We start from the raw sequence: 20,328 nt of genomic DNA, 5'->3' as shown, positions 1-20,328 counted from the left end.
TTTAAATGAAGGTGAGGCCGATGATCAGCCGATGATGCCCATGATGTCGGATTCCTTCATGATCAGAAGGTCCTCGCCATTGAGCTTGACTTCGGTGCCCGACCACTTGCCGAACAGGATGCGGTCGCCGGCCTTGACGTCCAGCGGCACGAGCTTGCCGGCTTCGTCGCGGGCGCCGGAGCCGACAGCGATGATCTCGCCTTCCTGCGGCTTTTCCTTCGCCGTATCCGGGATGATGATCCCGCCGGCGGTCTTGGATTCGGATTCGACCCGGCGTACGACCACACGGTCATGAAGCGGGCGGAACTTCGACTTTGCCATTTTTTCTTCCTCGAATGAGACTGGTGAGAACAGTTCCTCCGTCCGGCGGAGCCGGACAAACTAATAAACGTCCGGCGGAGCCGGGCACTTGGTTAGCACTCACCATTGGCGAGTGCTAACGTGGCGGTGAGATAGGCCGGCGGCTTGCGAGAGTCAAGGCTGGCGGAAGCCAAATCGAGATCATGCCCGCCGCCGATAATGTCCTTACCGGCGCTTCGGCGATTCAAGCATCAGAAGCGGGCATCGTTCCGCCAGCGGATAGGAGCCGCTCGGGACGACGTGGACGTCGCCGAACCAGTCGCGCGCCTCATTGATCAGCATGGCCAGCGTCGCGAAGCAATAGGTCGTTTCCGAACCCGCATAGACATCGATCGTGCCGATCGAGGCCATGCTCCAGCCCGTTCGTGCGGCAAGGGCTTCGCGGTCCGGGAAGGTCTTGTCAAAAGCGTCGCGGATCGCTTGCACTTTTATGGCGCGATCGGCATCGCTTGTCGCACACGCCATCGCGATACGCCATTTGAGCGCGTGGAAATTCCCGATCTCGCCGGCCAAAGCCTCGGCCTTGATATCAGCCAGATCCTCGAAAGCCTCGAGGCCGGCGAAAACGCGGATCACCGCGCTCCCTTCGGGCTTCAGCACTCTGGCGACCTCGCCGAGCAGGGCATGGCGGGCCTGCGCGGAATCGACGACCGTCAGGCAGCCGTCGCCGATCACCGCGCCGACGCTGGCTCTGCTGAGCGGAAGGTCGAGCCAATTCCCGGTGATCGCCCTGCGGCCAGCACTGTCGCCCGGCCATACGCCGGAAACCATGGCGGCGGATCCATCGATGGCCAGCATCGTCTTGCCGAGACCGGCCAGCTCCGGCGTAACGCCCAGCAGGAGAACGTCCGCCTCGTCCAGATCAAGCGCGCGTTCGACAATGCCGACAGTCTCCGGGGTCGGCCGGAGTGGCGCGCCCAGAAGCGTCCAGTGACGGTGATAATTGTCCCAGTGATTTGTCATGCAAGCCCGTCGGACCAAAGAAGTCTGGCGTCCATTGCCCATAGCCGCTTAATGGAAATGGACAGGCAAGCCAAGCGGAGATACTCGTGGCGCGGATCATCGTCATAACGCACGAACACGACCAGTTCGCGGGCAAGCGCGATATCCTGCTGCGCAGGGACAGCCCTTATCTGCTTTTCGACGTTCTAGGGGCGCTGAAAAGACGCGGCCACTCGGTGCGGATCGAGCAAGGTCTGTCTAAGACATCCAGCGCCGACATCGCCGTTCTGCATGTCGATGCGACGATAACGCCGGCGGAATACCTCGACTATGCCCGAAGTTTTCCATTCTGCCTCAATGCCGGGACGGCCGACATATCCAAGCGACGGGTCAGCGGAGCGCTGGTGGAGGAGGGAGACGCCTGGCAAGGCCCGGTCATTGTCAAAAGCAATCTCAACAATCAGGGCATTCCGGAGAGGTTCCTCAATCGGCGTTCGGAGCGGGCTGGCAAACCACCGCCTTTTCCGGACGTGCCGGCACTGCAGCCATATGAGGTCTATGATTCCCTAGGCGATGTTCCGGATGGCGCCTTCGAGCGCGATGATCTGGTCGTGGAAAAGTTCATTCCGGAAAGGGAGCCAGACGGCTTCGCGGCGCGGTTCTGGGTGTTTTGCGGCGAGAGCGAACGATGCACCCGCTACATCTCGCCGAATGCCCTGGTCAAGGCGTCCGAAACGATCCGCCGCGAGCCGGTGCCTGTTCCCCAGGAAATACGCGAGCTGCGACGCGAACTTGGCTTCGACTACGGCAAGTTCGATTTCGTCATGCATGAGGGCAGGGCCGTGCTGCTCGATGCCAACAAGACCCCTGGGCGCCCCAAGAACCTGGTGAAGATGTTCGCGGCCGGCGCCGCTCATCTGGCCGATGGTTTCGAGGGGCTGATCCGGCAATTCGGATAATCGTCCAAATCGCGATGTTCTGGCCCTGCCTCCAGATACTTGACTAAGTCAAATAAATGATTGATTCTGTGCGGGCAGGAGAATCCCATGACGATTCATCATCACCCCGGCAAGGAACGGATTGACGCGGTGCGGAGCTTCAATCGCTTCTACACCCGCCAGATCGGGCTGCTCGACGAAGGGCTGCTGAAAAGCGCCTTCTCGCTGACCGAGGCGCGGGTGCTCTATGAACTGGCGCATCGCGATGGCCTGACCGCCACCGACCTTGCGCGCGATCTCGGTCTCGACCCCGGCTATCTCAGCCGGCTGCTGAAGAAGTTCGAGGAGCGCGGCCTGGTCGAGCGCGCCGCGACCGAAGCCGACGCGCGGCGTTCGTCGATCGCGCTGACGTCGGCCGGACGGCAGGCCTTCGCGCCGCTGAACCGGGATTCGCACGATCAGGTCGCGGCTTTGCTCGATCGGTTGGCGGCATCGGACCAGGACAGGCTGGTCAAGGCCATGCAGACGGTGCAGCGCCTGCTGGGCGGCGACAGTGCCGAGCCGAAAATTCCCTATCTGCTGCGGCCTTTGCAGGTCGGCGACGTCGGCTGGGTCGTGCGTCGCCAGGGCCTCATCTACGCGCAGGACTATGGCTGGGACGAAACCTATGAGGCGCTGGTCGCCGAGATCCTCGGCGCGTTCGTGAAATCCTTCGATCCGAAATGGGAGCGAAGCTGGATCGCCGAGCGGGAAGGCGAAGTCGTCGGTTCGGTCTTCGTCGTACATCAGTCGGACACGGTGGCAAAACTCCGCCTGCTCTATGTCGAGCCTTCGGCGCGCGGCCTTGGCATCGGCAAGCGGCTGGTCGAGGAGTGCATCGGCTTCGCCCGCGCCAAGGGCTACAAGACGCTGACGCTGTGGACCAACGACATTCTCGTCTCGGCGCGCCGCATCTACGAGGCGGCGGGCTTCAAGCTTGCCGAGGAGGAGCGCCACCATTCCTTCGGCAAGGATCTGGTCGGCCAGAACTGGAACCTGGAGCTCTAACCCTTGACAGGTATCCAGATCTCCAGCCCGCCATTGCCGCTGCGCGGATCGAATTCGGGACCGTAGCGTTCGAATTCGGGCGCGTCGGCGACCTCATGGCCCGAGGCCGGCAGCCATTTGTTCCAGATCGTGTTGACCGTGCGGCGGATCGTCGAAATGTGCTCGCGATGCGCGAAGACGGCATATTTCTGCGCCGGCACGCGCACCCGGCTGAGTTCTTTCGGCAGATCGGAAAAATCCGAGACCTCGACACCGGCGATGTAGTCGAAATTGCCGGCGTCGTCGCCATTGACGCAGGCGCCGTAGGCGGCGTCGCCGATTTCGCCCGGAATGTTGCCGATATAGGGACCGAAGCGCTGCCATTGCATCGGAATGCCGGCGCTGGTCTCGCAACTGTAGCGCTCGCCGAGGCCGGCGATGAGGAAGGGGCGGCTGGTTTCGAAGCGCGGCGGCTCAAGAGTATCAAGCAGGGACTGGTCCATCAGAATGGGCTCCACGAGATCAAGCGTCCTGGTCGAACCTTGCGCGCGCACCAGTTCCGGCGTGGTACCGAACTGGTCGCGGAAGGCGCGGGTGAAGGCCTCATGCGAGTTGTAGCCGGCGTCGAGCGCGACCGAGAGGATGTCGGGCGCGCCGGCGGCGAGTTTTCTCGCCGCTTCGCTCAACCGGCGCGAACGCATATAGCCCATCACCGAGCGGCCGGTCGCCACACCAAAGGCCCGCGTCACATGGAAGCGCGACACGCCGCTGCTTTGCGCGATGTCATCGAGCGAGATCGCTTCCGGCAGATGGCTCTCGACGAACCACAGCGCTTTCTCGGTCGGGTTCATCTGTCTCCTCGCATTGGCCGGATCATGCTGCCGCTTCCTGGCGAGGCCAGTTTGATCGAAATTGCGCATCGCGCAATAATGCTTCCTCATGCCGACGGCTCTTGACGCGGTGTCCGTCTGGCATGTGAATGCGCTATGTCAGGGAGGGGTGTCCCCGTGGCGATCGCGCCTGCCGATCAGATCTTTCGATTTGGCGGATTCACGCTGGATCTTGCCATGGGAACGCTGCGCGGCGTCAACCAGCCGCTGTTCCTGCGCCCGAAAGCCTATGCGCTGCTCACCCATCTTGCCCGCAACATGGGGCGCGTGGTGCCGAAATCGGAACTGATGGACGTGGTCTGGCCCGGCGTCTTCGTCACCGAGGATTCGCTGACCCAGTCGATCCGCGAAATCCGCAAGGTGCTTGGCGACGACATGGTGCGCACCGTTTCCAAACGCGGCTACATGCTTGCCGCCGAGGCCGAGGCCGCGCCCGAGATCGGCGCGCAGCCGGTGGTGGCGGTGGTGCGCTTCCGCAACGAGAGCGGCGATCCGGCTGACGAGGCGGTCGTCGACGGTTTTGCCGAGGACATCATCAACGGGCTGGCGCGTTTCGGCACGGTCACCGTGCTGGCGCGCAATTCGAGTTTTTCCTTCGCCTCCTTCGGACGCGCCGAATGGCCCGAGATCCGCGCCCGCATCGGCGCGGACTACCTCGTCGAAGGCTCGCTGCGCCGGCAGGGCGAGCATGTCGTGACGGCCGTCAACCTCATCGATACCGCGACCGCCAGCCAGCTCTGGGGCGACCGCTACCAGTCGCAAGGAACGGGCCTGTTCGCGATCGAGCGGGAGATCGTCGAGCAGATCGTCAGCCGGCTGGTCACGCGTGTCACCAATGCCGGCCTGGAGCAGGCCTCGCGCAAGCCGGTCACCAGCCTTGCCGCCTATGAACTGGCGCTGCGCGGCTTCGCGCTGTTGCGCGATCCCGCCCAGACCGACCAGCGGGGCGCGGAGGCCTTGTTCGAGGCGGCGATCGCCAAGGATCCGACCTATGGCCTGGCCTATACCTACCTCGCCTTGGCCCGCGCCTTGGATGGAGAATTCGGACGTGCCAGCGACGCGGTGCTGCAAAACGCGCGCGACCTTGCCGACAAGGGTCTTTCGCTGTCACCCGACCAGGCGACCGGCCACCGGGTGCAGTCGCTCGTGCGGCTTTATATGCGCGACCACGAGGCGGCCGAACACCACATGCGCATTGCGCTGCAGCTCAACCCTTATGATGCCGACAGTATCGAGCAGATGGGCATGCTGCTCACCATGCGCGGGCGCCCGCTCGATGCGATGACCTGGCTAGCGCGCGGCATAAGCATCGATCCCTTGCACCCGCACTGGTACCAGTTCGATCGCGCGCTGGCGCTCTACATGATGGGCGAATACCGGCAGGCCGCGGACGCGCTTGAACTTGCCACGCGCCCGGCGCCGTGGATCCGCACACGGCTCGCCGCCTGCTACGCCCAGATGGGCGACATGGAACGGGCGCGGCGGCAGATCGCCCTCATTGACGAGGGCGATCCGTTTTCGCCGGTCGACTATGCAAAGCGCGGCGTCCCGTTTGAGAACCAGGCCGACGCGGACCATCTCGCCGAAGGGGTCATGCTTGCCCTTGGCGAGCGGGCTCAGGCCGGTCAATCGACGACAACGACGATATAGCGGCCCTGATAGGCCCGATAATAGGTGCCGCCGCAACGCCAGACGGCGAAGCCGTTGACCTTGGTGCGCACGCAGCCGGCCGGCAAGGCCGGGACCCAGGCTGTGGTGTGCCTGAGCACGCGCCATGTCGTATTGCGCCGCGCGACGCCCGCGGCACTGCGCGGCGTCCAGGGCTGGCCGATGCGGGCCTCGGCCTGGCTGACCAGCGACAGGGCGGGCACGGTGCTGCCGATGATTTCGACGGCCGCCAGGCCGATTGCGGCCGCCGTGGCGATCGCGCTGATTTTCTTGACGGACTTGGTAGGCATATTCTCTCTCCTGCTGTTTGATGGAAGTCTAACGGGATGGCGCGGCCAGCCGGGCAGCGCCCGCCAGCGCCGCGAGGTGGGCAACCACGAACAGAAAATGTGCCGCGGTTGTCGCGTAACCGACGATGAGCACGTCGGCGGCGATGAAGAACTGCCAGAACAGAAGGTTTGCGGTTCCAAGCAGTGCATGGACGGCCGCCAGGAAGGCGTGCCAGTTCGCGGAATAGGCGATGCGCCACATGGTCAGCCCGATGATCAGGGCTAGGCCATGCGCCTCGATGAAGCCGATGCCTGCGCCCGGCGCGTCGGCAAGCAGGGCGGCCTCGGCGCCGCGTCCGAAGAAGGAGCCGGCTATGTCGGTTATCAGGCCGCCTGCCGATGCGAGGATCAGGAAGCCGGCGTTGACACGGATGAGAATGTTTCCGAAAGCGGGGGTCATGTTCATTCCTTTCAGTTTTGAATATTGCAGGGCGGCTGCCCCGGCGGTCTTTCCGCCGTGGCCTTTGCCGGGATGCTGGCCGCGTCAGGCGGCCAGCGGCCGCGGTTCGGCGATCGCCTCGACGGGCTCGGCTGCCGGGATGGCTTCCGCCGGTGCCTTGATGCCGAACCACGCGACATAGAGGGTCGGCAGGAAGATCAGCGTCAGCACGGTCGCCACCAGCAGACCACCCATCACCGCATAGGCCATCGGACCCCAGAACACCGTCGGCGCAATCGGGATCATGCCAAGGATGGCCGCCGCCGCCGTCAACAGGATCGGCCGCAGCCGGTGGGCTGTGGCGCTGATCACCGCCGCCCACGGCTCCTCGCCGGAGGCGATGTGCTGGTCGATCTGCGTGATCAGGATAACCGAGTTGCGGATGACCATGCCGATCAGCGACATCACGCCGAGGATGGCAACGAAGCCCATCGGTGCGCCTGACAAGAGCAGCGCGCCGGCGACGCCGATCAGCGCCAGCGGAGCGGTGAGCAGCACCAGCACCAGGCGCTGGAAGCTCATCAGCTGGATCATCAGCACGGTCGCCATGATGAACAGCATCAGCGGGAAGACCACGAAGATGCTTGCCTGGGCCTTGGCGCTGTCTTCCATGACGCCGCCCTGTTCGACGCTGTAGCGGGCCGGCAGTTCCGCCTTGAAGGCAGCGATCGCGCTGTCGAGCTTGCGCACCACGGAGGTGGGCGCGATGCCCGGCACGACGTCGGCCTGCACGGTCACCGTCGGCACGCGGCCGCGGCGCCAGATCAGCGGCGGCTCGGTCTGGTAGGACAGCGTCGCGACCTGGTCGAGCGGCACGCGGCGTCCGCCCGACGCGCTGATCGTCAGCGTGCGCAGCGTGTCGATGTCGGCGCGTTCCGACTGCACGGCACGGGCCACGATGTCGACGAGATAGGTGTCGTCGCGCATCTGCGTGATCTTCGACCCCGACAGGATCGAGTTGATCGTGTCGGACAGCTGCTGCGAGGAGATGCCGAGAGCACGCGCCCTGTCCTGGTCGACCTCGACCTTGATGACCTTGGCCGGCTCGTTCCAGTCGTAGTTGATGTTGCGCACGGCGGCATCGCTGCCCAGCACCTGCGCGAACTGCTGCGCCAGAGCGCGCGTCTTGTCCGGGTCCGGCCCGCTGACGCGGAACTTCAGCGGCCAGCCGACCGGTGGTCCAAGCTCGAGCGGCGTGACGCGCGTCATGACGTCCTCGAAGCCGACGCTGAGCGACTTTTCGAGCCGGTCGATCACGGCCTGGCGCACGGCGTGACCCTTGGTCACGACCACTGCCTGGGCGAAGAAGTCGTTGGCGAGCTGCGCGTCAAGCGGCAGGTAGAAGCGCACCGCGCCCTGGCCGACATAGAAGCTCCAATGGTCGATGTCTGGATCGGCCGCGAGCAGCTTTTCGACACGCGCCACAACCTCGCCGGTCGCCTTGATCGACGCCGTCTGCGGCAGGGTGAGGTCGACCATGACTTCCGGCCGGTCGGATTTCGGGAAAAACTCCTGCCCGACAAAGCCCATGGCCACGACCGACAGCGCGAACAGCCCGGCGGTCGCCGATAGCACGAGCCACTTCGCCCGCATCGCCATTTCGAGCAGCGCCTGGAAGCCACGCGACAGGCGCGAGGGCTGGTGGCTGTCATGGCCCTTGATGCGTTCAGGCAAAAGGGCGACGCCGGTCAGCGGCGTGAACAGCACCGCCACCACCCAGGAGACGACCAGCGCTATGCCGACGACCGCAAACAGCGAGAAGCAGTATTCGCCGGCGCCGCTCTTGGCGAAGCCGACCGGCACGAAGCCGGCGATCGTCACCAGCGTTCCCGTCAACATCGGGAAAGCGGTAGACGTGTAGGCGTAGGTCGCGGCCGAGATCTTGTCGTAGCCTTCCTCCATCTTCGAGATCATCATCTCGACCGCGATCATCGCATCGTCGACCAACAGGCCGAGCGCGATGATCAGTGCGCCGAGCGAGATGCGCTGCAGCGAGATGTCGAAATACTCCATGGTGACGAAGGTGATGGCGAGCACCAGCGGGATGGCGACGGCCACCACGATGCCGGGACGCCAGCCGAGCGCCAGAAAGCTGACCGCAAGCACAATGGCGATCGCTTCGCCGAGGCTCTTGGTGAACTCGCCGACGGACTCTTCCACCACATGCGACTGGTCGGCGACCAGGCCGAGTTCGACGCCGAGCGGCAGTTCGGCTGCCATCTCGTGCATCTTCTCCTTGACGTTCTCGCCGAGCGCCAGCGCGTCGCCGCCTGAGGTCATCGAGATGGCAATGCCGAGAGCCGGCTTGCCGTTGAAGCGGAACATCGGCTGCGGCGGGTCCGAATAGGCGCGCTTGACCTCGGCCACGTCGCCAAGCCTGAAATAATGGCCGTTGGCGTAGAAGTTGATCGCCTTCAGGCTCTCCTCGGAGGTAAAGCTGCCCGAGACCCGGATGGCAATGCGCTCGGGGCCGGCATCGACCGTGCCGCTCGGCGTCAGCGCGTTCTGCGCCTGCAGCGCCTGCGACAGCGTGCCGACGTCGAGCCCAAGGGCGGCGACCTTCTGCGTCGAGAATTCGAGATAGATCTTCTCGTCCTCCTGGCCGATCAGCTCGACCTTGGCGACGTCCGGCACCGTCAGCAGCCCGGCGCGCAGGCTGGTGGCCAGATCCTTCATCTCGCGATGGCTAATGCCGTCGGAGGTGAGCGCATAGATCAGCGAATAGGTGTCGCCGAACTCGTCATTGTAGAAGGGGCCTTGGACGCCGGAAGGCAAGGTCGGCTTGATGTCGTCGAGCTTCTTGCGCACCTGGTACCAGAGTGGCTGCACCTCATCGCCCGCGACCGTGTCCTTCAGGTTGACGAACACCACGGATTCGCCGGGCTTGGTGTAGCTCTTGACGTAGTCGAGCTTGGGAAGCTCCTCGAGCTTCTTCTCGATGCGGTCGGTGATCTGCTTGACCGTGTCGCTGGTCGTGGCGCCTGGCCACATGGTCTTCACCACCATGGTCTTGATGGTGAAGGGCGGATCCTCCTCGCGGCCGAGGCCGGTATAGGCGAACATGCCGGCCAGCGCTGCCGCGATCATCAGATAGATGACGAAGCTCTTGTGGCGCAGTGCCCAGTCGGAAAGATTGAAGCTGGTCATGATGCAACTCCTTTTCAGAACGCGCGGACCCGCGCGCGGCCGGCCTGCGCCGACTGACGTTTCCTAACGATTGGGGTTTTGAGCGGCGCCGGCCGTCAGGCCGGTGCCAGCGGCTTTCAGGCCAGGCTGTGCATGGTGCCTGAGATCCGGTACGGCGCGCGCTCGGCCAGCCTTGGCCTGATGGCGAGGCCTGCAAGGTAACGCTGGAACGCGGCCGCCTCCTGGACCGTCGAGGCCAGCGCGACGTGACCGTCGGGCCTGACGAGATAGGCGCCGTTGCGGTGGAGTCCCGCGGCGTTCGCCGTGTCCGACCAGGCGAAGACGTGGACGGGAATGCCGGTCGAGGCGAGCATGGCCCTGAACTCGGCATTGGCCTCGCCATAGACATGCACCTGCCAGTCCAGCGAACGCAGCGGCTCGAAATTGTCGCTGTTGTCGAAGGCGACATAGGGCAAGCGATCGCCGCCCTGGACTCGCCCGGCGCTACCCGTGCTGATCGGGCCGGCGCGGTACTCGATCGCGGTCTGCGAAATCAGGCCGAAAAAGCGGCGCGAGCCGAACGACGTGTGCAGCAGGAAATTCAGGACCCTCGGCATCAGATAGCGACGGAACAGTCCGATCAGGCGCGAGCCGCTGGTGACGAAACGGAACACCCGGTCCGTGCTCTCGATCAGCTTGTGGGCAAAGGCGATGCGCTCCGGCTCGTAGCTGTCCAGCAGGCGCTGGTCGGCGCGCCCCTGCACCACGGCGGCGAGCTTCCATGCCAGATTGACCGCATCACCCATGCCGGTGTTCATGCCCTGGCCGCCGGCCGGACTGTGGATGTGGCCGGCATCGCCGCAGAGGAACACGCGGCCGACGCGGAAGCGCTCGGCGACGCGGTGATGGACGCGATAGGTCGAGAACCAGTTGACCTCGTCCACTGTGATGCCGATGTCGCGCTCGACCTCGGCGCGGATCGCCTCGAAGGTGATCGTCTCGTTGGCCTCATGCGCCTTCGGCACAATGCCGATCAGACGCAGCGATCCGGATTGCCTGACCGGCATGACGATGGCGAAGCCGTAAGTGCTGATGGTGGTGTCCATGCCGTTGGGGGTCACCGCGCCGCGGCCCCTGACGTCGGCGACGTAAAAGGCCTGTTCGTAGGTGCCGCCGGGAAAGCCGATATTCAGCCCATGCCGCACGGCGCTGCGGGCGCCGTCGCTGCCAACGAGATAGGCGGCGCTGACGGTCTCGGCCGTGCCGTTCTTGTGCAAGGTGGCGACGATCGAATTGCCGTTGTCCTCGAAGGCGACAAGCTCCGTATTGCGCTCGACCTCGACGCCGGCGCGCTGCAGATGCGTGATCAGCACACGCTCGTGAATGTCCTGCGGCAGCGCGAAGGCGAAGGAGTAAGGGCTGACGCCGCGGCCGAAGTCGGAAAGCGGCAGCCGGGCGGCGACGCCGGCCGGCGTGTGCAGCGTGAGTCGCTCCAGCTTCACTCCCGCCGACAGAATATCGTCGACGATGCCGATCTGCCGATGGAATTCCAGCGTGCGGGCCTGGACGGCCAACGCGCGCGAGGTCTCGCCGGGACCGGCGGCCTTGTCGAAAATGCGGACCGGGACGCCGAGGCGAGTCAGCCAAAGCGCGAGCGTCAGGCCGGTCGGGCCGGCGCCGGCGATGAGGATCTTTGTCTGAGACACGCTCATTTTGCTTCTCCTTCAATGGTGCGGACTTTTTCATGTTCACGCAAGCGGTTGACACCGGCGGTGACGACGATGTCGCCTTCGGAAAGACCGTCGCTGACGACGACGCGGTCGGTCTCGTATCGTTTGACGGTGACGGGCTTGAGCTCCACCGCCGACGCGGCGGTGACGACCCAGACGGCCGGCTTGCCCTCCTTGTCGAAAAGCGCGCTGCCGGGCAGCACGACGACTGGTTTGCCCGTCGCATCGACGCGGCCGGCGACGCTTGAGCCGAAGCGCATTTCGCGAGGCGCGTTCTGCAATGTGACCTTGACCTGGAAGGTGCGGGTCGCGGCATCCGCCACCGGTGCGATTTCGCGTATGGTTCCGGCCGTGGCGATTGCCGGATTGCTCAGCAGTGATACCGTGACCTCCGGCGGCCGCGCGCCATGGGGCGCGTTCGAGAGGACGGCTTCCGCGATCGAGAAGACGGCGTCGCGAGCCTCAGGGTCGGCGACGCGAATGACCATCTGTCCGACATTGACGGACTGGCCCGCTTCGGCGCCGGTCGCGGTGACGATGCCGTCGAAATCGGCATGCAGTTCGGTGTAGCCGAGCTGATCCCTGGCCATCTCGAAGGCGATGTTGGCCGATTGCAGCTTGGCTTGCGCCGAGCGCAAATTCTTCAGTGTCGCATCGTAATTGGCGCGCGTCGCATAGCCTTTGCGCAGAAGTGCTCCGATGCGGCTCTCGCCGGCGCTCGCCTCGGCCATGACGGCCTGTGCCGCCGCGACATCGGCTTCGGCGCTGCGCAGGCGGTTGCGGTAATCCTGGTCTTCGATGCGCGCCAGGACATCGCCTTTGCTCACCGTCGAGCCGATTTCGGCGATGCGTTCGACGAGCTTGCCGGAGACGCGAAATCCGAGATCGCTTTCGCGCCGCGGCCGTATTTCGCCAATCGCGACGCGGGCGTCGGCGCGGGCACTCGTCTTCACGGCCACTGTCTTGACGAGCTTCAATTCCGGTGCGCTCGGCGCAGCACTGGAGGCTTCGCTTGTTGCACCGTGCCAGACGATTGCGGTGGCGCAGGCAAGCGCCGCGATCGAGGCACCGACGAGGCGGCGCTTCAGCGACCTGTTGTGGAAGAGTGCGGCAATCATGTTGTCTCCATGACCAATGTTGCGGCCGGCGCCGGGAATGGCGCTGGCGGCCGGAATGGGTTGACTGGGAGGACGGCTGGGTGATCGGCCTGTCTTTCGCCAGCCCCAGCGTTTTGTGATTTCCAGGCCGCGAAATCCCGATCCGTTTCTGAAAATTTTCCGATGTTTTGGCGACTGACCTCTGCTGCGCCGGCCTTCGACCGGTTCCTCAAACTTGGGGATAGAGGGGAAATTCGAATCGGAACCTGCCCACCGGTGTTGACAGCGGCCGATGCAGTTTTGTAACGTTATTACATATCAAAAAATCGGTGATTGCAGCTGCTTGAAGTGTCCTCAAAAAACCGTTGCGGCGCGGTTGGCGGAAATCTAGGGTGAAAGGGTGATGGTCCCCGAGTCGAAAGGCGAGGGGTGAAAAGGGAACACGGTGAGACCCTCGGGTCGAGGCCGTGGCTGCCCCCGCAACTGTAAGCGGCGAGCAACATCCGGAAATGCCACTGGCCGGCAAGGCTGGGAAGGCAGGATGAAGCTAAGACCCGCGAGCCAGGAGACCTGCCATCAACTGAGTTGACCGGACGGGGTGTGCCGGGAGGAGACGTAAGCCATCGGTCTGTCGTCCGATTGGCTGGAGCTTCCTTCCGTCGCCAGTTTTGGAAAGTGACGGAACGTTGGGCTCTACGGATTTCACCCATCGCATCATCGTGTGCTCGCTGTGCCGCGAATCCGCAACCGGGCTCAGGTCCGGCGAGGATCTGTGCGCCGATCTGCGCTCCAGGCTTTCCGCCCCCGAAAGTCAGGCGCTCGATTATGCAATCGAAACTGTCGACTGCATGGCCGGTTGCGCGCGGCCGCTGACCGTCGCTTTCCAGGCGAACGGCAAGGCCTCCTACCTCTTCGGCTCCATAGACAGGGGCACCGATGCCGGCGCGCTCGTGGAGTTCGCCAGGCTCTATATCTCGCTGGCCGATGGCTGGTGCAATTCCGGACAGCGCCCGCCAAGGCTCGCCGGCAAGACGCTGGCGCGCATCCCTGCCGCGGCCAATCCGCCGGGGCGTGGCTGATGACCGTGGCCTTGCTTGAAGCCCGTGCGGTGGCCGCGACGGCGAATGGTCGTCGCATGGTGGATGCGGTGAGCCTTTCGGTGTCGGCGGGGGAGCGCCTGGCCATCATCGGCCCCAACGGCGCCGGCAAGACCACGCTTTTGCGCATGCTGTGCGGCGCACTGCCGCCGAGCACCGGCGAGGTGCGTCTGTCGGGGCGCCCTCTCGACAGGATCACGCCCGCCGAGCGGGCGCTCAACATGGCGGTCGTCGGCCAGACCGATCAGCCCGATCCCAGGCTCGCTTTGATCGATTATGTCGAACTTGGCCGCGTCCCGCATGCCGGCCTCAGACGCAGGCACGAAGAGTGCGACATCGTCGTCGAGGCGCTGCGCAGGACGGGCCTGCTGCCGCTGCTTGGTCGCACCATCGGCTCGCTCTCCGGCGGCGAGCGCCAGCGCGCCCAGCTGGCGCGCGCCATCGCCCAGCAGCCAAAAATCCTGTTCCTCGACGAGCCGACCAACCACCTCGATCCGCGCGCCCGCGGCGAGCTTCTCGAACTGGTCGCCGGTTTCGGCATGACCGTTGTGGCGGTGCTGCACGACCTGGCGCTGGTGGCACCTTTCGCCACCAAGGTGGCGGTGATGAACAATGCCCGACTGCAAACGCTGGCCGCTCCGCACGACGCGCTGACCCAGCAGTTGATCCACGACGTGTTCGGCATCGATGTGTTGCGCCTGCGCCACCCGACCGAAGACCGCGAGCTTACCGTTTTCGACGTTCCCAACCATGCCGCCTCGCCATCCTGACAACCTTCCTGAACCCAAGGAGCAACATCCGTGAAGCGTTTCGCCCTCTCTCTTGCCTTTTCGCTGCTGGCTTCGGCGGCCTTCGCCTATCCGGCCACCGTTGACAGTTGCGGCAAGCCGCTGAGCTTCGACACGCCGCCCAAGCGCGCCATCATTCAGGATCTCAACATGGCCGAGATGGCCTTCGCGCTGAAGCTGCAGCCGTCGATCGTCGGCCTGACCGGCATCACCGGTTGGTACAAGGTCGGCCCCGAATTCAAGGCCGAGCAAGGCTCGATCCCGGAGCTGGCACCAAAATATCCGACATTGGAGAACCTGATCGCCGTCCAGCCGGATTTCTTCTTCGCCGGCTGGTATTACGGCATGAAGCCGGGCGGCGAGGTGACGCCCGATACGCTCGCCCCGCACGGCATCAAGACACTGGTACTGACGGAAAGCTGCGTCCATCTCGACAAGCACCGGCCCGCCGCCTCGATGGACCTGCTCTATGGAGACGTCGAAAAGCTGGGCAAGATCTTCGGCAAGGAGGCCGAGGCGGAAAAGCTTGTTTCGGGCTGGAAAGCGCAACTCTCGGAGATCACCGCGAAGGTCGGCGACCGCAAGGGCACGCGCGTCTTCCTCTATGATTCCGGCGAAGACAAACCCTTCACCGCGGGCAAGTTCGCGATCCCGAGCGCCATGATCGCTGCTGCCGGCGGCGACAACATCATGGCCGATATGGAGACGAGCTGGGGCGATACGGATTGGGAGACGGTAGCAGCCCGCAACCCGCAATTCCTCATCCTGCTCGATTACCAGGATGGTGCCGGCTACAGGAAACTGCTTGATTTCCTCAAGGCGCATCCAGCGATGAAGGAGACCGACGCGGTCAAGAACGAGCGCTTCGTGGCGCTGCGCTATGCCGAACTGACGCCAGGACCCGCCAATATCGAGGCGATCGGCAAGATCGCCAGGGCGATGCACCCGGAAGCGTTCTGAGCTTGCTGCTGCTGCACAAGCCATTCGTACCGGCCATGGTGGCTGGAGCGGCAGCGATGGCCGCTCTGGCGCTGTTGTCGATCGCCTATGGCTCGACGGTGATCCCGCTGGCGGATGTCGTTGGCGCGCTGGCGCATGCGGTTGGACTGGACGCGCATCCGGTGCCTGGACCGGTCGGCAAGATCGTCGTCGACCTCAGGCTGCCGCGCACGCTGCTGGCGATCGCGGTCGGCGCTGGACTGGGCGTCGTTGGCGTCTTGCTCCAGACCGTGACGCGCAACGACCTCGCCGACCCGTTCCTGTTCGGCCTCTCCTCCGGCGCGGCCGCTGGCGCGGTTTCCGTCATCACCGTTTTCGGCGACAGTTTCGGCATCTGGACCTTGCCCATTGCCGCCTTCACCGGCGGCATGCTGGCCGCTGGCATTGTCCTTCTGCTGGTCTCGCGGGTGAGGGGGCAGGGTCCGGAGCGATTGATTCTGGCCGGGCTTGCCGTCTCCTTCATCTTTACCGCGCTCACCAACTATCTCGTCTTCGCCGGCGACCAGCGCGCCGCCCATTCGGTGCTGTTCTGGACCATGGGCGGGCTCGGGCTGGCGCGCTGGGACAATATTGGTTTGGCCGCGCTCGGCGCGGCCATCATCCTTGCCTACGGGTTGTGGAACCACCGCAGGTTCGACGCCTTCCTCGCCGGTGAAAACGCCGCCGAAAGCCTCGGCGTGCCGGTGGCACGGATGCGCCGCACCACCTTTCTCGTCGCCGCACTTGCGACCGCGATCTTGGTCTCGGTCGCCGGCGTCATCGGCTTTGTCGGCCTGATGATCCCGCATCTGTGCCGGCCACTAGCCGGCCCGTTGCATCTGCGTCTGATCGCCAGCTCAGCGCTGTTCGGGGCGGTGCTGCTTTTGGCCAGCGACCTCCTCGCACGCACAGTGCTGCCGCCGCAGGAGCTGCCGATCGGTATCATCACCAGCTCGCTCGGCGCCTTCGTCGTCGTTACGATGCTTGTTCGCAACCGCCTTTGAAGCGGCGCCGAGGGGATTGGAATTCCACTCAGGTCCGAGCGCTGTGCCGTCCATCGTTCGCTAATCATGATTGCATCGCCGGACTGTCATGCAGATTTGCCGGCTTCTGGCACAACGCCGCATCTTGAATGATAAGCACGCTTATTATATATACCGCTCATGGTTTCCGACGGCATCGACAGATTGGGCTTTTTGATCCACGACGTGCAGCGCCTGATGCGCAAGCGCTTCGAGGCGCGCGCCAGTGGGCTTGGCCTTTCCTCGGCGCAATGGCGGCTTATGGTCCGCGTTGCCAAGGAAGAAGGCATAACCCAGGCACGGCTTGCCGAGCTTCTCGAAATCGAGCCGATCAGCGTGTCGCGCCTTGTCGACCGCATGGAAGAGGGCGGCTGGATCGAACGCCGTGCCGACGCAGCCGACCGCCGGGTCCGCATGATCTTTCCGACCGCCAAGGCGAGCGAGGCCTATGCCGAGGTCAAGAGCCTCGCCGGCGAAGTCTATGAAGTATCGCTGACCGGCGTGTCGCCGGAAGATCGCCGCGTCCTGATCAAGGCCCTTGACGTGATGGTCGAGAACCTGACGGACGCCGAGGCGTCCTGCGGAAAAATCAAGAGTGCAGAAGGCGCAGCAACATGAACGCGGTAGCCAAGATAGACAAGAATGTGGCCGAGCTGGAGCTGGAAGCTCCCGCGCAGCCGGCGGCAACCCCCGTGGCGGTCGCTCCGTCGGTAGCACCGGCGCCGGTGGCGCCGAACAAGAAGCGCCGCCTTGGTCGTTTCCTGCTGATGGTCGCGCTGCCTGCGGCGCTTGTCGCCGGCGGCGCCTACGTCTGGGTGACCGGCGGTCGCTACCAGGAGACCGAGAACGCCAATCTGCAGCAGGCCAAAGTGTCGATCGCCTCGGATACGGCGGGCCGCATCGTTCAGGTCGATATTGCCGACAACCAGTCCGTCAAGCAGGGTGATGTGCTGTTCGCCATCGATCCCGAGCCCTATCGGATTGCGCTGGCCCAGGCCGACGCGGCGGTGGCCGGTGCGCGCCTCAATGTCGAGCAGCTGCGCGCGGCCTACAGCCAGGCGACGTCGCAGGAGAAATCCGACGCCAGCGAAGTCGACTACGCGCAGTCGCAATACGACCGCGCCGCCGACCTCTCGCGCAAGGGCATCAATGCCAAGTCTTCGCTGGATCAGGCCAAGAACGATCTCGACAAGGCCAAGCAGCAACTGGCTGTGGCCCAGCAGGGCATCGTCAGCGCCAAGGCGGCACTTGGCGGCAATCCGGACATCGAGACCGACAAGCATCCGACCGTGATGGCGGCGCTCGCGGCGCGCGACAAGGCTGCCTACGACCTGGCGCAAACCACGGTCAAGGCGCCTGCTGACGGTGTTATCAGCCAGGCCTCTTCGTTCAAGGTCGGCCAGTATGTCGGCTCGGGTACGCCACTGTTTTCGCTGGTCGAAACCGGCGACACCTGGATCGATGCCAATTTCAAGGAAACCCAGCTCACCCACATGAAACCCGGCCAAAAGGCCGAGATCGTGGTCGACACCTATCCGGGCCGGACTTTCGAGGCCACGGTCAAGGCGATCGGTGCCGGCACGGGGGCCGAGTTCTCGCTGCTGCCCGCCCAGAATGCCACCGGCAACTGGGTCAAGGTCACCCAGCGCATTCCGGTGCGCCTGGAACTGACCGACGCCGACGCCAAGATGGCGCTGCGCACCGGCATGAGCGCGACCGTCACCGTGGATACCGGCGTTGCGCGCGGCTTTCCGAGCATCTTCGGCCACGCCACGGCGGGCGAGCACTAGAGCATGATCCCGAAAAGTGGGAACCGGTTTTCGGAAAAGATCATGCTCGAACAAAGAGATAGAGCCCCATCCCGATTCCATCGGGATGGAACCGGCTCTAAACACAATACTCGCCGCTTTGGCGAGGTGAATGACAGGATTGGTCCGATGGGAGGCAGGCTAAGGGTTAGGGGGTTGAACCGGGCCGCGTTGTGGCCTGGCCAAAACCCTTACAACCCGATGCGGGCCTTTTCGGTCCTCAGGTTTCCGGGCGGCGGGCATCCGCTCAATCGAGACACTCGGTCGATGTAACCCCCACATCGATAAGTCGCGTCCCACCGCGATGAGGGTCTCCACACGGAAGGCCTCGCCGTCCGGAAACCTGTGCATCGGCCCGAAATCGGAATCGATTTTCGGAAAGCACGATGCGCAGACTCTGAAGTACTAGAGCGTACTTTGCGCGTCCAAATGGACGCACGTCGCTCTAGTCTACACGTTTTTGTTACCTGTCGGAAGTTCCGCATCATGAGCACGCCAGAACCCTTTCGCGAAGTGCCGCACCGCGGCCTGATCACCGTTGCGCTCATGCTGGCGACGATCATGCAGGCGCTCGACACCACGATCGCCAACGTCGCGCTGCCGACCATGACCGGCGATCTCGGTGCCTCTCCGGACAACATCAACTGGGTGCTGACCTCCTATATCGTTGCCGCCGCCATCATGACGCCGGTGACCGGCTGGCTGGCAGATCGGCTCGGCCGCAAGGAACTGTTCCTGACGGCGGTGGTCGGCTTCACCATCTTCTCCATGCTGTGCGGCATCGCCTGGAGCCTGGAGTCCATGGTGTTCTTCCGGCTGATGCAGGGCGTGTTCGGCGCTGCCATCGTGCCGCTGTCGCAAACCTTCCTGCTCGACATCAATCCGAAGGAACGTCACGGCCAGGCCATGGCCATCTGGGGCGCCGGCATCATGCTGGGGCCGATCCTGGGCCCGACGCTCGGTGGCTGGCTGACCGAGAATTTCAACTGGCGCTGGGTGTTCTTCATCAACCTGCCGGTCGGCATCCTCGCCTTCCTTGGCATGGCCGCCTATCTGCCGGCCGTTGCAAGGCGGATACGCAGCTTCGATTTCTTCGGCTTCGCCATGATATCGCTCGGCGTCGGCGCGCTGCAGCTGATGCTGGATCGCGGCGGCGAGGTCGACTGGTTTTCCTCGGTCGAGATCTGGATCGAGCTTGGTCTCTCGCTGACCGGCTTCTGGGTGTTCATCATTCACACGATGACGGCTGAACATCCCTTCATCGACCCCAAGATCTTCCTCGACCGCAATTTCGTGACCGGGCTGGCGTTCATCTTCATCATGGGCGTGCTCATCCTTGCGAGCATGTCGCTGCTGCCACCAATGCTGGCGACCATCTTCGGCTACCCGACCATGACCATCGGTGTCGTCATCGGCCCCCGCGGTATCGGCACGATGATTGCGATGCTCCTGGTCGGCCGCATCATGCACAGGATCGATGCCAGGATCCTCGTCGTCATCGGCTTCCTTTTGACCGCGCAGTCGCTCTACACCATGTCGAGCTTCTCGCCGCAGATGGACAACTGGTTGATCCTCAGTTCCGGCGTCATCCAGGGCCTGGGAATGGGCATGGTGTTCGTACCGCTGTCGACCGTGGCTTTCGCCACGCTCGACGCGCGCTACCGCACCGATGCCACGGCGCTGTTCAGCCTGGTGCGCAATCTTGGCTCGTCGATCGGTGTGTCGGTCGTCACGGTTCTCCTGGTGCGCAACACGCAGGTCAACCACAGCGAGCTCTCGGCTTTTATCAATCCGTTCAATCCCAATCTCTGGGCGGCCTCGCCGGCAGCCGCGGGCGGCGACCCTACGGCGCTTTCCCAGATGGATAGAATGGTCAATATCCAGGCGATGATGATTTCTTACGTCAACGACTTCAAGCTGCTGATGATGATGACGCTGCTCGCCGTCCCGTTTGTTTTCCTGCTGCGCAAGCCGAAGGCTAGCCCGGCCGCCGGTGGCGCGCCTGCCGCGCATATGGATTGACGTTTGGGGCCGGCTGGACACGCCTGTCGCGCCGTCCGCCCCGGCAGGATTGACGATCTCCTGCGCCA

18 protein-coding genes and 1 riboswitch are annotated in these 20,328 nt (G+C 64.2%); of the genes, 10 read left to right on the top strand and 8 right to left on the bottom strand.

Annotated elements, in window-relative coordinates:
* Positions 1–24 precede the first annotated feature (24 nt).
* Together groES and OHD62_RS20340 are read right to left on the bottom strand one after the other, a co-directional pair.
* Complete coding sequence (gene groES, locus OHD62_RS20345; protein ID WP_006203049.1) at positions 25–321, bottom strand: co-chaperone GroES; 297 nt, start codon at positions 319–321, stop codon at positions 25–27.
* Positions 322–525: 204 nt separating this feature from the next.
* The gene (locus OHD62_RS20340) at positions 526–1,323 is read right to left on the bottom strand and encodes a class I SAM-dependent methyltransferase (protein WP_263785364.1); all 798 of its coding nucleotides are present in this window, start codon (positions 1,321–1,323) and stop codon (positions 526–528) included.
* A gap of 86 nt (positions 1,324–1,409) precedes the next feature.
* On the opposite strand from OHD62_RS20340, the gene OHD62_RS20335 reads away from it, so the two are divergent.
* Together OHD62_RS20335 and OHD62_RS20330 are read left to right on the top strand one after the other, a co-directional pair.
* Entirely contained in the window at positions 1,410–2,261 is an 852-nt protein-coding gene (locus OHD62_RS20335; protein ID WP_263785362.1) for a hypothetical protein, read from the top strand.
* 87 nt (positions 2,262–2,348) lie between these two features.
* Positions 2,349–3,287 carry a helix-turn-helix domain-containing GNAT family N-acetyltransferase gene (locus tag OHD62_RS20330; RefSeq protein WP_263785360.1) on the top strand — a complete coding sequence of 313 codons (939 nt, stop codon included), beginning with the start codon at positions 2,349–2,351 and terminating at the stop codon, positions 3,285–3,287.
* On the opposite strand, the gene OHD62_RS20325 is transcribed toward OHD62_RS20330, so the two are convergent.
* Positions 3,284–4,117: an AraC family transcriptional regulator gene (locus OHD62_RS20325; protein ID WP_263786825.1), complete on the bottom strand. Its 834-nt coding sequence runs from the start codon at positions 4,115–4,117 to the stop codon at positions 3,284–3,286. The genes OHD62_RS20330 and OHD62_RS20325 overlap by 4 nt on opposite strands.
* A 156-nt stretch (positions 4,118–4,273) precedes the next feature.
* Between OHD62_RS20325 and OHD62_RS20320 the strand changes: the two genes are divergently transcribed.
* Positions 4,274–5,806, top strand: coding sequence for a winged helix-turn-helix domain-containing tetratricopeptide repeat protein (locus OHD62_RS20320; RefSeq protein WP_263785358.1), 1,533 nt, complete (start codon positions 4,274–4,276; stop codon positions 5,804–5,806).
* On the opposite strand, the gene OHD62_RS20315 is transcribed toward OHD62_RS20320, so the two are convergent.
* The 5 genes from OHD62_RS20315 to OHD62_RS20295 all read right to left on the bottom strand — a co-directional run bounded on the left by OHD62_RS20315 (position 5,782) and on the right by OHD62_RS20295 (position 12,566).
* On the bottom strand, positions 5,782–6,114 hold the full coding sequence (locus OHD62_RS20315; RefSeq protein ID WP_263785356.1) for a hypothetical protein: 333 nt from the start codon (positions 6,112–6,114) through the stop codon (positions 5,782–5,784). The genes OHD62_RS20320 and OHD62_RS20315 overlap by 25 nt on opposite strands.
* Before the next feature lie 28 nt (positions 6,115–6,142).
* Entirely contained in the window at positions 6,143–6,553 is a 411-nt protein-coding gene (locus OHD62_RS20310) for a hypothetical protein (protein WP_263785354.1), read from the bottom strand.
* A gap of 84 nt (positions 6,554–6,637) precedes the next feature.
* A complete protein-coding gene (locus OHD62_RS20305) occupies positions 6,638–9,739 on the bottom strand; it encodes an efflux RND transporter permease subunit (RefSeq protein ID WP_318528642.1) in 3,102 nt (1,033 codons plus the stop codon).
* A 116-nt stretch (positions 9,740–9,855) separates the two neighbouring features.
* Positions 9,856–11,430: an FAD-dependent monooxygenase gene (locus OHD62_RS20300; RefSeq protein ID WP_263785350.1), complete on the bottom strand. Its 1,575-nt coding sequence runs from the start codon at positions 11,428–11,430 to the stop codon at positions 9,856–9,858.
* On the bottom strand, positions 11,427–12,566 hold the full coding sequence (locus OHD62_RS20295; RefSeq protein WP_263785348.1) for an efflux RND transporter periplasmic adaptor subunit: 1,140 nt from the start codon (positions 12,564–12,566) through the stop codon (positions 11,427–11,429). Before OHD62_RS20295 ends, OHD62_RS20300 begins: the two co-directional genes overlap by 4 nt.
* A gap of 366 nt (positions 12,567–12,932) precedes the next feature.
* A riboswitch (cobalamin riboswitch) is annotated at positions 12,933–13,138 on the top strand.
* A 93-nt stretch (positions 13,139–13,231) separates the two neighbouring features.
* On the opposite strand from OHD62_RS20295, the gene OHD62_RS20290 reads away from it, so the two are divergent.
* The 7 genes from OHD62_RS20290 (at position 13,232) to OHD62_RS20260 (ending at position 20,260) form a co-directional block, all read left to right on the top strand.
* Positions 13,232–13,624, top strand: coding sequence for a DUF1636 family protein (locus tag OHD62_RS20290; RefSeq protein ID WP_263785346.1), 393 nt, complete (start codon positions 13,232–13,234; stop codon positions 13,622–13,624).
* The gene (locus OHD62_RS20285; protein WP_263785344.1) at positions 13,624–14,412 is read left to right on the top strand and encodes an ABC transporter ATP-binding protein; all 789 of its coding nucleotides are present in this window, start codon (positions 13,624–13,626) and stop codon (positions 14,410–14,412) included. The genes OHD62_RS20290 and OHD62_RS20285 overlap by 1 nt, the downstream gene beginning before the upstream one ends.
* A 30-nt stretch (positions 14,413–14,442) precedes the next feature.
* A complete protein-coding gene (locus OHD62_RS20280; protein ID WP_263785342.1) occupies positions 14,443–15,390 on the top strand; it encodes an ABC transporter substrate-binding protein in 948 nt (315 codons plus the stop codon).
* Between the two features lie 35 nt (positions 15,391–15,425).
* Positions 15,426–16,412, top strand: a complete 987-nt coding sequence (locus OHD62_RS20275; RefSeq protein WP_263786821.1) for a FecCD family ABC transporter permease — start codon at positions 15,426–15,428, stop codon at positions 16,410–16,412.
* Between the two features lie 159 nt (positions 16,413–16,571).
* Positions 16,572–17,048 (top strand): MarR family winged helix-turn-helix transcriptional regulator, encoded by a 477-nt coding sequence (locus OHD62_RS20270; protein ID WP_263785340.1) that lies wholly within the window; start codon positions 16,572–16,574, stop codon positions 17,046–17,048.
* Positions 17,045–18,220 carry an HlyD family secretion protein gene (locus OHD62_RS20265; protein ID WP_263785338.1) on the top strand — a complete coding sequence of 392 codons (1,176 nt, stop codon included), beginning with the start codon at positions 17,045–17,047 and terminating at the stop codon, positions 18,218–18,220. The genes OHD62_RS20270 and OHD62_RS20265 overlap by 4 nt, the downstream gene beginning before the upstream one ends.
* 504 nt (positions 18,221–18,724) lie before the next feature.
* On the top strand, positions 18,725–20,260 hold the full coding sequence (locus OHD62_RS20260) for a DHA2 family efflux MFS transporter permease subunit (protein WP_263785335.1): 1,536 nt from the start codon (positions 18,725–18,727) through the stop codon (positions 20,258–20,260).
* Positions 20,261–20,328 lie beyond the last annotated feature (68 nt).

The organism is Mesorhizobium sp. YC-39 (assembly GCF_025753795.1).
GTDB lineage: Bacteria > Pseudomonadota > Alphaproteobacteria > Rhizobiales > Rhizobiaceae > Mesorhizobium.
This window is presented reverse-complemented; position numbering and strand designations above follow the sequence as displayed.